This window comes from Pseudomonas sp. Sample_22 (assembly GCF_004307635.1).
Taxonomy (GTDB): Bacteria; Pseudomonadota; Gammaproteobacteria; order Pseudomonadales; family Pseudomonadaceae; genus Aquipseudomonas.
In genome coordinates, this window is sequence record NZ_RCNY01000084.1 from 21,841 (window position 1) to 36,449 (window position 14,609).

The following is a 14,609-nucleotide window of genomic DNA, read 5'->3' on the forward strand; positions in this document are numbered from 1 at the left end:
CAATTAAAAAGTGAGGGAGCTTTCATGTTCAGATATTCGTCTTCGAGCGTTAAATCAGCGGCTGCTTTAACCGCGCTTCTGGGATTTACGGTGCCGCTTGTTGCGCACGCCGAAAGTCTCACGGTTATTTCATTCGGCGGTGCCACCAAGGCGGCGCAGGAGGGTGCTTACTTCAAACCCTTTGAACAAACGGGTGCCGGGAAAGTAGTGGTCGGCGAGTACAGCGGCGAACTTTCCAAAGTCAAAGCCATGGTCGATGTCGGCCAGGTCAGTTGGGACGTGGTCGAAGTCGAAAGCCCTGAACTCTTGCGTGGATGTGAGGAGGGATTGTTCGAGCGGCTGGACCCGGCGCTGATCGGCGATGCAAAAAACTATTTGCCGGGCGCGGTCAGCGAATGCGGCGTGGCGAGTTACGTGTGGTCGATGGTGCTTGCCTACAACTCGAACAAGGTGGCGGCGGCACCGACGTCCTGGGCGGACATGTGGAACCTGCAGCAATTCCCCGGCAAGCGTGGGCTGCGCAAGGGCGCCAAGTACACGCTGGAAGTGGCGCTGCTCGCCGATGGGGTCCAACAGGATGACCTGTACAAAGTGCTGGGGACCAAGGAAGGCGTGGACCGGGCGTTTCACAAGCTCGACCAGATCAAGCCGTCGATCCAGTGGTGGGAAGCCGGAGCGCAGCCGCCGCAATGGCTGGCAGCGGGTGACGTGGTGATGTCGGCGGCCTATAACGGGCGGATTGCCGTGGCGCAGAAGGAAGGTTCGAAGCTGGCGATCTCCTGGAACGGCCACCTCTACGATCCTGATCACTGGGCGATTGTTCGCGGCAGCCCGAACAAGTCGCTGGCCGAACGCTTCATCGTGTTTGCCAGCCAGGCGAGCGGCCAGAAATCTTTCTCCAGCCAGATCCCCTACGGCCCGATCCGCAAGGATGTGCTGGCGCAGCTGCCGGCCGACACACTTGCCCAATTGCCCACCGCTCAAGCCAACCTGTCTGAAGGCCAACTGGTCGATGCCACGTTCTGGGTCGATCACGGCGAAGAACTCGAGGAACGCTTCAACGCCTGGGCGGCCCGCTAAGCCATTGCTGTCGCTTGTCGCCATTCAAGGATGAGTGGCGATGTTTATCCCTGCCTTCCGCGCGGAGGCGATCAACAACAAGAAAACACGGGGAGTTTTGTCATGAGTTCAAGTTCAACCGCGTCCGTCCAGGCGCAGTCTGGCGGTTTGCGCCGGGTTTTGGGGCTGGGTTCATTACTTGCCGTTGCGGTGGGTGTCGTGGTGTCGCAGGGCGTCATGGTGCTGATGCTGCAAGGTGCGGGCATCGCCGGTTTCGGTTTCATCATTCCGCTGGCCATCGCTTATGTGTTGGCGATCACCTATGCCTGGTCGTTCTCCGAACTGGCCTTGATGATCCCGCGGGCGGGCAGCCTCAGCAGTTACACCGAAGTGGCGATCGGGCATTTCCCGGCCATTCTCGCGACCTTCTCGGGGTACATGGTGGTGGCGATGTTTGCGCTGTCGGCCGAACTGCTGTTGCTGGACCTGGTGATCAGCAAGGTCTATCCGGATGTCATTCCACACATGGTAGTGGCCTACGGCGTGCTGGGGCTGTTCACCGTTTTGAATCTGTTCGGCATCGATGTCTTCGCCAAGCTGCAGAACGTGCTGGCGCTGGTGATGGTGGTGATCCTCGTCGCCATGGGCCTGGCTTCGCTGAGTAACGGCCAGGCCAGTTTGCAGCTGCCGCTCGATCAGGGTTGGAACCCGTTGGAGTTCGGTGCAATTACCCTGGCGGCGATGGCGGTATGGGGTTTTGTCGGGGCCGAATTCGTCTGCCCGCTGGTGGAAGAAACCCGCAATCCCGAGCGCAATATTCCACGTTCGATGACCATTGGTTTGACGGTGATCTTCGGCGTGATCGCGTTGTATTGCTTTGGCGCTTTGCTGTGCATTCCACGCGAGCAACTGGCCAGTGACGCACTGCCGCATTATCTGGTGGCGACCACTGTGTTCGGTGAAGCCGGCAAGCTGTTTCTGGTCATCGCCGCCATCACTGCGACTTGCAGCACCGTGAATTCTTCGCTGGCAGCGTTGCCGCGCATGCTCTACGGCATGGCGCAAAACGGCCAGGCTTTCCCGCAGTTCAAGATGCTCACGGCACGTGGCCGAACGCCTTGGGTGGCGGTGTTGTTCGTTGCCGCGATCACCGGCCTGCCGATCCTCATTCTGGGGCACGACGCGGCTGCGATCAGCTTGTTGCTGTTGGCTGCCGCGCTCGCCTGGCTGCTGGCGTACATCATCGTGCACATCGATGTGATCGCCTTGCGCCGGCGCTATCCCCATCTGGCGCGTCCATTTCGCTCACCGTTTTATCCATGGCCGCAAGTGGTTGGCATCCTCGGCATGTTGTTTGCGATCTACCACGTGTCGCCAACACCGGAAATGACCGTCAGCATTTTTGCTTGCGCTGGCGTGGTACTGGGCGTGATATCGGTGATCGCCGTGGTGTGGGTCAAGTTCGTGATGCGCAAACCGCTGTTTACGCCCGAACCCCTGATCCAAAACGAATCGCAGGACAACGGTGTGCCTGCCGTGGCACCGCTGACTACCGTGTCCGGGAACTGAACCTTTATTCAATTCAGGAGAATAAAAAATGACAACCGATTACAAACCTCAGCGTGAAACCAAGGACTATCAAGCGGCCGATGCCGCCCACCACATTCACGCATTCCTCGATCAGAAGGCGTTGAACGAAGAAGGCCCGCGCGTGATCGTCGGTGGTGAGCGTTTGCACCTGTGGGACAACGACGGCAATCGTTACCTTGATGGCATGTCCGGTTTGTGGTGCACCAACCTCGGCTACGGTCGCAAGGATCTGGCCGCGGCAGCGACTCGGCAATTGGAGCAGTTGCCGTACTACAACATGTTCTTCCACACCACTCACCCGGCGGTGGTCGAGCTGTCCGAGCTGCTGTTCAGCCTGTTGCCCAAGCACTACAGCCACGCGATCTACACCAACTCCGGCTCTGAAGCCAATGAGGTGTTGATCCGTACCGTGCGCCGTTACTGGCAGGTACTCGGCAAGCCGCAGAAGAAGATCATGATTGGCCGCTGGAACGGTTACCACGGCTCTACCCTGGCCGCTAGCGCGATGGGCGGCATGAAGTTCATGCACGAAATGGGCGGGGTGATTCCGGATGTCGCGCACATCGACGAACCTTACTGGTTTGCGCACGAAGGCGACCTGACGCCTGCCGAATTCGGCCTGCGCGCGGCCCGGCAACTGGAAACCAAGATTCTCGAACTGGGCGCGGAAAACGTCGCTGCGTTTATCGCCGAACCGTTCCAGGGCGCGGGCGGCATGATCTTCCCGCCAGAGAGCTACTGGCCGGAAATCCAGCGAATCTGTCGCAAGTACGATGTGCTGCTGTGTGCTGACGAAGTGATCGGTGGTTTCGGCCGTACCGGTGAATGGTTCGCCCACCAACACTTTGATTTCGAGCCGGACACCCTGTCGATCGCCAAGGGCCTGACCTCGGGCTACATCCCCATGGGTGGCTTGATTCTGAGTCGGCGCATGGCCGAAGTGCTGGTCGAGCAGGGCGGCGTATTTGCCCACGGCCTGACTTATTCCGGTCACCCGGTAGCGGCCGCCGTGGCCATTGCCAACCTCACCGCGTTGCGCGATGAGGGTGTCGTCAGCCAAGTGAAAACCGACACCGGCCCGTACCTTCAGCAGTGTCTGCGTGAGGTGTTCGGCAATCATCCGCTGGTGGGTGAAATCCAGGGTGTCGGTCTGGTCGCCGCGTTGCAGTTTGCCGAGGACAAGGCGACTCGCAAACGCTTCGCCAACGAAGGCGATATCGCCTGGCGTTGCCGCACGATCGGTTTTGAGGAAGGCCTGATTATTCGCTCGACGCTGGGCCGCATGATCATGGCCCCGGCATTGATCGCAACGCGCGCTGAAATCGACGAACTGGTTGCCAAGACCAAGATAGCGGTTGATAGAACTGCCAAAGAAATTGGTGTGCTCTAAATAAATACCGGCTCGACTCCATTAACTGTGGGAGCGAGCAGGCTCGCTCCCACAGTTAATGCATTTATCCATGTAGTTATTAGTTAGTTTTTTCATGGGCAACAACGACAAAAAACATATTTTCGTTATTGGCATTCGCTAAGCACAATAAAACTACCCCGCCAGCAAAGTTATCGACGCGGAATTAATTATTAAAACAGCTGAACGGTCGCGACTTGTCGCGCCTTAGTTGCCTCTCTGAAGGACGCAAGCATGAATGATAAAAAGATAGAAATAGATACGCTTGTTGTCGGTGCCGGCCAGGCTGGCGTCGCCATGAGCGAGCACCTGAGCAAACTCGGTGTGCCGCACCTCGTCCTGGAGCGTAACCGCATCGCTGAAGCGTGGCGCACCGGGCGTTGGGATTCGCTGGTGGCTAACGGCCCGGTTTGGCATGACCGCTTCCCCGGCCTGGCTTTTGAAGATCTGGAGCCCGACGCCTTCGCTTCAAAGGATCGCGTTGCCGCGTACTTCGAAGCCTATGCCGAGAAATTCGAAGCGCCGATTCGTACTGGCGTCGAAGTGAAAAAAGTGGTGCGCAACAGTGACCGTCCAGGCTTCACCATCGAAACCTCCGAAGGCGTGATCCAGGCCAATCGCGTGGTGGCGGCGACCGGTCCTTTCCAGCGTCCGGTCATCCCGCCGATTGCGCCGAAAGACAGCACGGTCACGCAGATTCACTCGGCCGAGTATTTCAACCCACAGCAGCTACCCGAGGGCGGTGTGCTGGTGGTCGGTGCAGGCTCTTCCGGTGTGCAGATTGCCGATGAGCTGCAACGCGCCGGTAAACAGGTCTATCTGTCGGTCGGCCAGCATGATCGTCCGCCCCGCAGCTATCGCAACCGTGATTTTTGTTGGTGGTTGGGGGTTCTGGGGCTGTGGGATCTTGAAACCATGGAGCCGGGTCGCGAGCACGTGACCATCGCGGTGAGCGGTGCGCGGGGTGGCCACACCGTCGATTTCCGCGGTCTCGCCAAACAAGGCGTCACGCTGGTGGGGCTGACCCGATCGTTCAACGACGGCGTGGTGACGTTCCAGCCGGATCTGGCGCGCAATATCGCTGCGGGCGACGAGAATTACCTGTCGCTGCTGGACGCGGCGGATGCCTACATTGCCCGCAACGGACTCGACCTTCCGGAAGAACCCGAAGCCCGCTTCATGCTGCCCGACCCGGAGTGCGTCACTCGCCCGATTCTCGAACTCGATCTGGCCGAGGCGGGCATTACCTCGATCATCTGGGCAACCGGCTACGCCGTCGATTACAGCTGGCTGCAGGTCGACACGTTCGACGAGAAGGGCAAGCCACGGCATCAGCGCGGTGTCTCGAACGAGCCGGGTGTCTATTTTGTAGGCCTGCCATGGCTGTCGCGTCGCGGTTCGAGCTTTATCTGGGGTGTCTGGCACGATGCCAAACATGTCGCCGGGCACATTGCCACGCAGCGCCAATACCTCGAATACCGAGACCCGTCGCAGCGTTGATTCGATCGCGGGAATGAACTTCGGCATTGCCGATTTACCAGCTCATTAATCAAGTTTCAGGGGAGTCAGTTGATGCCTACTCACACGCGAATTCGCATGTTCAATACCAAAGACACCTATCCCAACCAGTCACTGGACAATGATCTTTGCCAGGCTGTGCGCGCGGGCAACACGGTGTATGTCCGCGGCCAGATCGGCACTGATTTCGAGGGCAACCTGGTAGGCCTTGGCGACCCGGCAGCCCAGGCCGAACAGGCGATGAAAAACGTCAAGCAGCTGCTGGAAGAGGCGGGGAGTGATCTGTCGCACATCGTCAAGACCACCACGTACATCATCGACCCGCGTTACCGCGAACCGGTTTATCAAGTGGTGGGCAAGTGGTTGAAAGGCGTGTTCCCGATCTCGACCGGGTTGGTGATTTCCGGGCTTGGTCAACCGCAGTGGCTGATGGAAATCGATGTGATCGCGGTCATCCCGGACGACTGGCAGGCAACGCAAACCCTGTAGGCGCCGAGCTTGCTCGCGAAGGCGGTGTGTCGGTCACCTCTCTCTTGAATGTGCCGGCGTCATCGCGAGCAAGCTTTGCTCACAGGATCATGGTGTCGCCGGCAGCAGGAACCGCGCAATCACCGGCAAATGATCGGAAATGCGCAACGTATCGTCTTGCCTCACCGTTGCCTCGACGCGTTTGATGCGCGGGCTGTAGAACAGGTAGTCGACGGTGCGATCCGGGCCGCTCAGGCTCGGATCGTTCGGGTAATGGGTCAGCCAGCGCGCACGATCGATGCCGCTGGCTTCGTTGTTGTTGGGGATCATCGGGTATTTGTCCCACAACACGTGCAGGGCGCTGTCGGCGGAGTAGGGCGAGCGTTGTTCGGCGGGCAGGCGCTGGTATTGCCCCAACGGCAACAGATTGAAGTCGCCGCCGATCAGCCATGGCGTCCCGCGGCTTTCGAGTTTATCGAGGGCTTTGGCCACGGCCGATACCTGCGCCAGCAGCGTTTCGTCGGGTTGCGTGGCGCGTTCCAGATGAGTATTGAGCAGCGCCAATTGACTGCCGTCGCTCAAAGGCAGATAAGCCACCAGCAAGGCGTTTTTTGGCTGGAACTGGCGACTGATCAGGTTGGCCGACGCGACCGGCAATTGCAGGCGCTGGGCATGGTCGATCTGGTAGCGGCTCAAGGTTGCCAGTTGCCGGCCAACGCTGCCGAAGATGTGTGGATCAGGAACAAACTCAGCCTTCCAGTCGAATGCGCTGGTACTGCACGGGTACAGGTCGGCGAGCCGTTCCTGCAGCAGTTTGAGCTGGTGCTGGTAGTCGCTGGCCTTGGCCCCGTCATCGAGTTCCTGCAACAGCACCACGTCCGGTTGCTCGTCACGAATCACCCGCGCCACTTCATCGAGGCTGAAGGCCATGTCTTGCGGCGTGGGATTCTCATCGGTGCCGTCGGCCAGGTCATTCCAGAACACGTACCGCTTGCCCGCCAGGTACTGAACGTTCCAGGTCATCACCTTCAGCGCCTGGCCGGGAACCAGAGTCGGTGCCCCGGTGCTGCAGCTGACTGGCAGCACTTCGCGGGCTTCGGGGCGCCAGGTCAGGCTATAGACCATCACACCGGTCAGGCCGATGACGATCAACAATCCCAGCAAGGTGTAGCGCAGCAGTCGGGTCATGGCTCGGCTTATAGCGTTACGGAAGTTGACCCCGAGCATACCCGAGTGACGGGCGGTCGCCCAAGGTCAGAGTGGCCCGTCGATTTTTTTCGGCTCTTCGCCGATCAGCATGAACAGACGGAACAGCACCACGCTGGTGAACAGTTGCAGGAAGCTGTGGGCACTGTCGATCAGCAGCGAGATCACCGGGTTTTGCGGCTCTGGATACGCCGCCAGCGTCGCGCCCTTGAGCATCCACAATGGCCCCATCACGCACAAGATGCACACCAGGATGCGCAGGAAATGACCACGGGTCAGGCGCAGGCTTTCCTTCATCGCTTGCAGTGGTGCCAGGCCGCGCAGCACCAGCAGGTACTCGCCGAACGCCAGGGTGACCATCAACCAGATGCCCGGCAGGAAATACAGTGACAGACCCAGCAGAATCAGCAGCGTGTTGAGTGCCGTCAGCAGGGCGAAACGCGGCCACAGATAAGCAGATCTCGACAGCAGTTCGCGGTTGCTTGGCGATTCGCCACGGCTGCGGGCATCGAGGAACAGAATGAGCGCGGCGGTGTACAGCGGGTAAACCAGCAGGCCGACGATCACGCTGATGCCGGGGAAGCTGTCCGGCTCGGTGGAGCGGTCGACGACTTGTTGCAACAGCGCCTCGATAATCACCAGCGGCAGGCACAGCTGCACAATCTGGCCCAGATTGCGCTTGAAGAAATACAGGGAGTCTCGCAGTACATCTAACGGATTCATCAGTCGGTATCGCAGGTTGAAAGCAGTGGCCCACTTTAACCGATCAAGCCCTTGGGGACGCAAACGTAAACGTTCGGTAAAGGGCATTGAAACATCTTGTTTCAGCCTCCATTAAGGTCGAGTGCCTTATCTTCAGTGGAGAAGGGCAACGATTTCCCCGGCAATCTACGAGGTCGCCATGAACAGCGAAGAACAAACCCTGATCGATGGACTGTTTTCCCGGCTGCAACAGGCCGAAACGGACTCAGCCCCGCGCGACGCCCAGGCCGAGGCGCGGATCAAGGAACACCTGACGCGCCAACCGGCGGCAGGTTATTTCATGACCCAGGCGATTTTGGTGCAAGAGGCGGCCATCAAAAGCCTCGACGAGCAGAACAAACAGCTGAGTGCGCAAGTCCAGACATTGCAGGCCGAGCTGCAACAGGCCAAGGCGCAGACGACTGCACCGGCGCCGAGCAGCGTTGGATTTCTGTCGAGCATCTTTGGTGGCGGACACCGTGATCCTCAGCCTGTGCCCGCGCAACATCCGCCGGTGTCGAGTGGGGGCGGCTGGCGCGAGCCGGCGCGTCCTTCGTTCAACTCGCAACCGCCACAGCAAGGCTTTCCACAACAGGGCTATGCACCGCAGCAACAAGCGCCCGCATCGGCCGGCGGCAGTTTTCTCGGTGGCGCGCTGAAAACCGCGGCCGGTGTCGCCGGTGGTGTAATGCTGGCGCAAGGCATCAGCAGCCTTTTCCAGCATAACCAGCAACCGCAGGAAATCGTCGAAGTGATCAAGGAAGAACCGGCCCAGGTCAACGACCAGGGCAACAACGGCTGGGGCGACGACCAGCGCATGGCCGGCAACGATTCCTACGACAACGACCAGGGCGGTTTCAGCGACGCTGACTACAGCGATGACAGTTCATCTTTGTTCGGCGGCGACGACGACTCCTTCGTCTGATAAATCTGTGGCGAGGGAGCAAGCTCCCTCGCCACATAGCCGATTATTCGCGGAACCTTCCTTTTGGCTGGCATACTGGGCAACTTTTCGGGCCTGGTGCCTGATCCTGTCTGCGCCCAAGGGGATGTGCGGTGAAAAAGATCGCTGTGTTCGCCGATGTCCAGAACCTCTACTACACCGTGCGTCAGGCCTATGGTTGTCACTTCAACTACGCCGCGCTGTGGGCTGATGTCAGCAAACAGGGCGAGATTGTCGAAGCCTATGCCTACGCCATCGACCGTGGCGACAGCAAACAGCAGCAGTTCCAGCAGATCCTGCGCAACCTCGGTTTCACCGTGAAGCTCAAGCCTTACATCCAGCGCAGCGACGGCTCGGCCAAAGGTGACTGGGACGTGGGCATCACCCTCGACATCATGGACGCCGCCGACCACGTCGACGAAATCGTGCTGGCCTCCGGTGACGGCGATTTCGATATGTTGCTCGAACGCATCATCAGCAAGCACGGGGTGCAAGCGGTGGCTTATGGCGTGCCGGGCTTGACCGCCAACTCGCTGATCCGCGCTGCCAGCCGCTACGTGCCGATCGAAGGCGCCCTGCTGCTCAAGAATTGATTTTTTACGGAGTTGAAACAGGTTTGGAACGTATTGCAGTCATCGACTTTGAAACCACCGGGATCTCCCCGAGCAGCAGTTGCCGGGCCACGGAAATTGCCGTGGTGATCCTTGAACAGGGGCGCATCGTCGAGCGTTACCAAAGCCTGATGAATGCCGGCGTGCGTGTCCCGGCCTTCATCGAACAGCTCACCGGCATCAGCAACACCATGCTGCGCGCTGCGCCATCGGCGGAGCAGGTGATGAACGAGGTCAATGAATTCGTCGGCATCACACCGTTGCTGGCGCACAACGCCGCGTTCGACCAGAAGTTCTGGGACTTCGAACTGGGGCGAATCAAACGTACGCGGTTGCAGAACTTCGCCTGTTCGCTGCTGCTGGCCCGCCGACTGATGCCCGCCGCGCCGAACCACAAACTCGGCACCCTCACCACGTTCGCGAACCTGCCGCACACCGGCAAGGCTCACCGGGCGATGGCTGATGCCGAGATGGCCGCCAACCTGACTGCGCATCTGGCTGAAGAGTTGCGGCACAAGCACGGGCTGCGGGAGTTGTCCCATGATTTGCTGTGCAAGTTGCAGAAAGTCCCGGCGGCGAAGGTCAACGAGCATCTCAAACGCCATCGCGGGTTCTAAATTCAACGCCACTGATCGTTCCCACGCAGAGCGTGGGAACGATCTGATCAGGGTTTCCCTTCCAACTGCCCCAACGGCACGCGCTTTTCGATGGCGCTCGACAGCACAATCGAGGTCTTGCTGAACCCGAACGTGGCGATCCGGTTGATCAGCTCTTCCAGCTCCGGCATCGAGCCCACCGCCGCTTGCATGATCACGCACGGGTCACCGGTTACGCGGTGGCACTCGGTCAATTGCGGGATTTTGATCAGGTCGTCGTAGGCCTTTTGATTGCCGTGCTGGTTCAGGCGCAGTTCGATCACGCACTGGATCGGCAAGCCAAGCTTGGCCATGTCGACTTTCGCCTGATAACCAGTGATCACGCCGCTGGCCTCGAGTTTGGCCACGCGCTCGGCCACGGCCGGGGGGGACAGGTTGACCTTGCGCGCCAGGTCCGCGTAGGACGCACGGCCGTTTTCCAGCAGGGCGCTGAGCAGCATGCGGTCGTACTTATCCATCGGGGCGACTCCTGAAAAAAGGTCGACTTTCGAAAACACGGTTTATAGCGCTCAACTCCGTGCTTTGAAAAGTGTACCGGCGCTTTAAACAAGTTTTGTAACTTATTTTTCGTCGTCGGCCTTTCTAGAATAGCCGTTCACTTGTCTTGCCTGTGAGTCGTCCCATGCCTGGCCTACGTCGTTTCCCTTTACCGCTGATCGCAGCCTTTTTCGCGTTGTACGTGATTTGGGGGTCGACCTATCTGGTGATCCGCATTGGCGTGGAGTACTGGCCGCCGTTGCTGCTGGCCGGGATTCGCTTCGTTATTGCCGGGACCTTGATGTACGCCTATTTACGCTGGCGCGGCGCACCGGCACCGACCTGGGCGCAATGGAAAGCTGCCGGGATCATCGGGATTTTGCTGCTGGCCTGTGGCAACGGTGCGGTCACTGTGGCGGAACACACCGGCGTTGCTTCCGGCGTCGCGGCGCTGGCGGTGGCGACGGTGCCGCTATTTACCTTGCTCTGCGGGTATTTCTGGGGCGCACGTAATACCCGTCTCGAATGGGCCGGGATTGTGCTCGGGATAATTGGCATCGCCATGCTCAACCTGGGGTCCAACCTGCAGTCGAGCCCCTTGGGTGCGGCGCTGCTGATTTTTGCAGCGGCCACCTGGGCCTTCGGTTCGGTGTGGAGCAAACACTTGCCGCTGCCTCAAGGCGCAATGGCCAGCGCCGTGGAAATGCTGGTGGGCGGTGTCGTGTTGCTGATCGCCAGCGCCGTCAGCGGGGAACACCTGGAAAAGCTGCCGCCGATTGAAGGTTGGGCTGCGTTGGCCTACTTGACCGTGTTCGGTTCGATCATCGCCTTCAACGCCTACATGTACCTGTTGAAGCATGTGCGTCCGGCGGCGGCCACCAGTTATGCCTACGTCAACCCGGCAGTGGCAGTGTTGCTGGGGATTGTCTTCGTCGGCGAGACCATCGGTATCGAGGAAGCGCTGGCAATGGCGGTGATCATCAGCGCCGTGGTGCTGATTGGCCTGCCGCAGTGGCGCCGTACGCCAGAGCGGCCGGTGGTGGTGACGGCAGTACCGACAGAATCCCGTGTGAATTAGGGTAAACTGCGCGGCATTGAATCATGTTTTGCACACTTGCTTTGAACAACCCGCGCTGAATTTTCCTACGGTATTCCCATGACTTTCGCCACCCTTGGCCTGATCGAACCCTTGCTGCGCTCCCTTGAGACGCTCGGCTACCAGACTCCGACGCCGGTTCAGGCGCAAGCCATTCCGGCGGTGCTGGCCGGTCGCGACCTGATGGCCGCTGCCCAGACCGGCACCGGCAAGACCGCCGGTTTCGCGCTGCCGCTGTTGCAACTGCTGGCGATGGAAGGGCCGAAAGTCACTGCCAATTCGGTCCGCGCGCTGATCCTGGTGCCGACCCGCGAGCTGGCCGAGCAGGTGCACGAAGCCGTGCGCCAGTACGCCGAAAACCTGCCGTTGCGCACCTACGCGGTATACGGCGGCGTCAGCATCAACCCACAAATGATGAAGCTGCGCAGCGGCGTCGACCTGCTGGTGGCGACCCCGGGCCGCTTGCTCGACCTGTTTCGCCAGAACGCGCTGAAGTTCAACCAGCTGCAAACCCTGGTACTGGACGAAGCCGACCGCATGCTCGATCTAGGCTTTTCCGAAGAGCTGGCGAACATTTACCGCGCGCTGCCGAAGAAACGTCAGACGCTGTTGTTCTCCGCGACCTTCTCCGATGACATCCGCCTGCTGGCCGGGCAGATGCTCAACGACCCGCTGAGCATCGAAGTCAGCCCGCGCAACGTCGCAGCCAACACTGTTAAGCAGTGGATCGTGACGGTGGACAAAAAGCGCAAGCCGGAACTGTTCGTGCACCTGATGCGCAAGGGCAAGTGGAAGCAAGTGCTGGTGTTCGCCAAGACCCGCAACGGCGTGGACGCGCTGGTGGAAAAACTTCAGGGTCTGGGCATCAACGCCGACGGCATCCACGGTGACAAACCCCAGGCGACCCGTCAGCGTGCACTGGATCGTTTCAAGGCGAGTGAAGTGCAGATCCTGGTCGCGACAGACGTCGCAGCCCGTGGCCTGGACATCGAAGACTTGCCGTTGGTGGTCAACTTCGACTTGCCGATTGTCGCTGAGGACTACATCCACCGCATCGGCCGTACCGGCCGCGCGGGCTCGACCGGCGAGGCGATTTCCCTGGTGTGTGCCGATGAGGTCAATCTGCTGTCGGCCATCGAGATGTTGACCCGTCAGACCTTGAAGCGTCAGAACGAACCTGACTTCGAACCCGAGCACCGCGTGCCGGACACCGATGCCAGTGGCCAGGTGATCAAAAAGCCGAAGAAACCGAAGAAGCCAAAGGCTTCGGGTGGTGGCGGCAAGCGCAATCTTGGCAAGTGGGTGGACAGCGGGGAAGTTGCTCCAGCGGAACCTTCGATCAAGCCTGTGCGAAAAGTCCCGGTGTTCAATACCGGGCCGCGCAAGCGTAAGCCTTGACCCTGTAATGATCGTTCCCACGCTCTGCGTGGGAATGCCTCTACGGACGCTCCGCGTTCGGCTTGAAAAGGGACGCAGAGCGTCCCAGGCTGCATTCCCACGCAGAGCGTGGGAACGATCAAGAAGATGCTTAACCCTTGCGCCGCAACCACTCCACCATCCCGATCCCCGCCGCCCGCCCACTGGCGAAACACGCAGTGAGCAGATAGCCGCCCGTCGGCGCTTCCCAGTCCAGCATCTCTCCGGCGCAAAACACCCCAGGCATTTGCTTGAGCATCAAGCGCTCATCCATCGCTTCGAACAACACACCACCGGCACTGCTGATGGCTTCGTCCAATGGCCGCGTTTTCACCAGTGTCAGCGGCAATGCCTTGATGGCTTTGGCCAGCAGGGCTGGATTGGCGAAGGTTTCGGCGGTGGTCAGTTCTCGCAATAGCGCTGCTTTCACCCCGTCGATGCCCAACTGACTGTGCAGATGCTTGGCCATCGACCGCGAGCCACGGGATTTGCTCAGCGCTGCCTGAACTTTATCCACAGGCCGGCCGGGCAACAGATCGATGTGGATGGTTGCCGAACCGTGCAGGTTGATCGCCTCGCGAATCGGCGCCGACAGGGCGTAGATCAAGCTGCCCTCGATGCCGGTGGCGGTAATCACACATTCGCCGAGCCGTGGCACGTCGTCGTTGAGGCCGATAGCGATGTTTTTCAGCGGGGTGCCGGCGAATTTGCTGACCATCAACGCGCTCCAGGCCTGCACCTCGAAGCCGCAATTGCTCGGTTGTAAGGGCGCCAGTCCGACACCGTGCTGCTCCAGCGCCAGCATCCACGCGCCATCCGAACCGAGGCGCGACCAACTGCCGCCGCCGAGGGCGAGCAGGGTCGCATCGGGTGTCAGGCTTTTATCGCCATCGGGGCTGGAAACGTTCAGGCTGCCGTCGGCATTCCAGCCGAGCCAGCGGTGACGGGTGTGGATAACTACACCACTGTCGCGCAGGCGTTTGAGCCAGGCGCGCAACAGCGGCGCGGCTTTCATGTCGGTGGGAAATACCCGGCCGGAGCTGCCGACGAAGGTGTCGATGCCCAGTTCATGAATCCACTGGCATAGCTGATCGGCGCCAAAGCCACGCAGCAACGGCGCCATGTGCGGTGCGCGTTCGGCATAGCGCGAGAGGAACGCCGGGTAGGCTTCGGAGTGAGTGATGTTCATGCCACCGATACCGGCCAGCAGAAATTTCCTGCCTACCGAGGGCATGCCGTCGTACAGGTCGACCTTGACCCCGGCCTGGCTCAACACTTCGGCTGCCATCAGCCCGGCAGGGCCGCCGCCGATGATGGCGACTTGGTAAGAGGAAGAGGTCGAGGATCGAGTCATGGAGAGCGCTGCGGTCTGACGGAATGAAGGCGGGCATTCTAGCAGCCCCGCCCCCTGTAGGAGCGA

General features: G+C 60.1%; 14 protein-coding genes. 10 read left to right on the forward strand and 4 right to left on the reverse strand.

The genetic code is table 11. The features are described 5' to 3' along the window. The first annotated feature begins 90 nt into the window (after positions 1 to 90). From D8U73_RS22435 to D8U73_RS22455, 5 genes are all read left to right on the forward strand, one after another. Positions 91 to 1,080: an ABC transporter substrate-binding protein gene (locus D8U73_RS22435; RefSeq protein ID WP_347237902.1), complete on the forward strand. Its 990-nt coding sequence runs from the start codon at positions 91 to 93 to the stop codon at positions 1,078 to 1,080. A gap of 102 nt (positions 1,081 to 1,182) precedes the next feature. Continuing rightward, on the forward strand, positions 1,183 to 2,628 hold the full coding sequence (locus D8U73_RS22440; RefSeq protein ID WP_130905829.1) for an APC family permease: 1,446 nt from the start codon (positions 1,183 to 1,185) through the stop codon (positions 2,626 to 2,628). A gap of 28 nt (positions 2,629 to 2,656) precedes the next feature. Continuing rightward, the gene (locus D8U73_RS22445; protein WP_130905830.1) at positions 2,657 to 4,039 is read left to right on the forward strand and encodes an aspartate aminotransferase family protein; all 1,383 of its coding nucleotides are present in this window, start codon (positions 2,657 to 2,659) and stop codon (positions 4,037 to 4,039) included. A 252-nt stretch (positions 4,040 to 4,291) separates the two neighbouring features. Further along, on the forward strand, positions 4,292 to 5,557 hold the full coding sequence (locus tag D8U73_RS22450) for an NAD(P)/FAD-dependent oxidoreductase (protein WP_130905831.1): 1,266 nt from the start codon (positions 4,292 to 4,294) through the stop codon (positions 5,555 to 5,557). A 72-nt stretch (positions 5,558 to 5,629) separates the two neighbouring features. After that, positions 5,630 to 6,064, forward strand: a complete 435-nt coding sequence (locus D8U73_RS22455) for a RidA family protein (RefSeq protein WP_056855728.1) — start codon at positions 5,630 to 5,632, stop codon at positions 6,062 to 6,064. 87 nt (positions 6,065 to 6,151) lie between these two features. On the opposite strand, the gene D8U73_RS22460 is transcribed toward D8U73_RS22455, so the two are convergent. Continuing rightward, on the reverse strand, positions 6,152 to 7,231 hold the full coding sequence (locus tag D8U73_RS22460; protein ID WP_130905832.1) for an endonuclease/exonuclease/phosphatase family protein: 1,080 nt from the start codon (positions 7,229 to 7,231) through the stop codon (positions 6,152 to 6,154). A 66-nt stretch (positions 7,232 to 7,297) separates the two neighbouring features. Next, positions 7,298 to 7,972 (reverse strand): YciC family protein, encoded by a 675-nt coding sequence (locus tag D8U73_RS22465; protein WP_130905833.1) that lies wholly within the window; start codon positions 7,970 to 7,972, stop codon positions 7,298 to 7,300. 178 nt (positions 7,973 to 8,150) lie between these two features. Between D8U73_RS22465 and D8U73_RS22470 the strand changes: the two genes are divergently transcribed. The 3 genes from D8U73_RS22470 (at position 8,151) to D8U73_RS22480 (ending at position 10,161) form a co-directional block, all read left to right on the forward strand. After that, positions 8,151 to 8,915, forward strand: a complete 765-nt coding sequence (locus D8U73_RS22470; RefSeq protein WP_130905834.1) for a DUF2076 domain-containing protein — start codon at positions 8,151 to 8,153, stop codon at positions 8,913 to 8,915. A 131-nt stretch (positions 8,916 to 9,046) separates the two neighbouring features. Continuing rightward, positions 9,047 to 9,526 (forward strand): NYN domain-containing protein, encoded by a 480-nt coding sequence (locus tag D8U73_RS22475; RefSeq protein ID WP_008022614.1) that lies wholly within the window; start codon positions 9,047 to 9,049, stop codon positions 9,524 to 9,526. A gap of 23 nt (positions 9,527 to 9,549) precedes the next feature. Continuing rightward, entirely contained in the window at positions 9,550 to 10,161 is a 612-nt protein-coding gene (locus tag D8U73_RS22480) for a 3'-5' exonuclease (RefSeq protein WP_130905835.1), read from the forward strand. Positions 10,162 to 10,208: 47 nt separating this feature from the next. Here D8U73_RS22480 and D8U73_RS22485 read toward each other — a convergent pair whose 3' ends face one another. After that, positions 10,209 to 10,658, reverse strand: a complete 450-nt coding sequence (locus tag D8U73_RS22485) for an Lrp/AsnC family transcriptional regulator (RefSeq protein WP_056855724.1) — start codon at positions 10,656 to 10,658, stop codon at positions 10,209 to 10,211. A gap of 164 nt (positions 10,659 to 10,822) precedes the next feature. On the opposite strand from D8U73_RS22485, the gene yedA reads away from it, so the two are divergent. Together yedA and D8U73_RS22495 are read left to right on the forward strand one after the other, a co-directional pair. Beyond that, positions 10,823 to 11,755: a drug/metabolite exporter YedA gene (gene yedA / locus D8U73_RS22490; RefSeq protein ID WP_056855723.1), complete on the forward strand. Its 933-nt coding sequence runs from the start codon at positions 10,823 to 10,825 to the stop codon at positions 11,753 to 11,755. Positions 11,756 to 11,833: 78 nt separating this feature from the next. Further along, a complete protein-coding gene (locus D8U73_RS22495) occupies positions 11,834 to 13,171 on the forward strand; it encodes a DEAD/DEAH box helicase (protein WP_056855722.1) in 1,338 nt (445 codons plus the stop codon). A gap of 130 nt (positions 13,172 to 13,301) precedes the next feature. Here D8U73_RS22495 and D8U73_RS22500 read toward each other — a convergent pair whose 3' ends face one another. Then, on the reverse strand, positions 13,302 to 14,543 hold the full coding sequence (locus D8U73_RS22500) for a TIGR03862 family flavoprotein (RefSeq protein WP_130905836.1): 1,242 nt from the start codon (positions 14,541 to 14,543) through the stop codon (positions 13,302 to 13,304). Between the last annotated feature and the right edge of the window lie 66 nt (positions 14,544 to 14,609).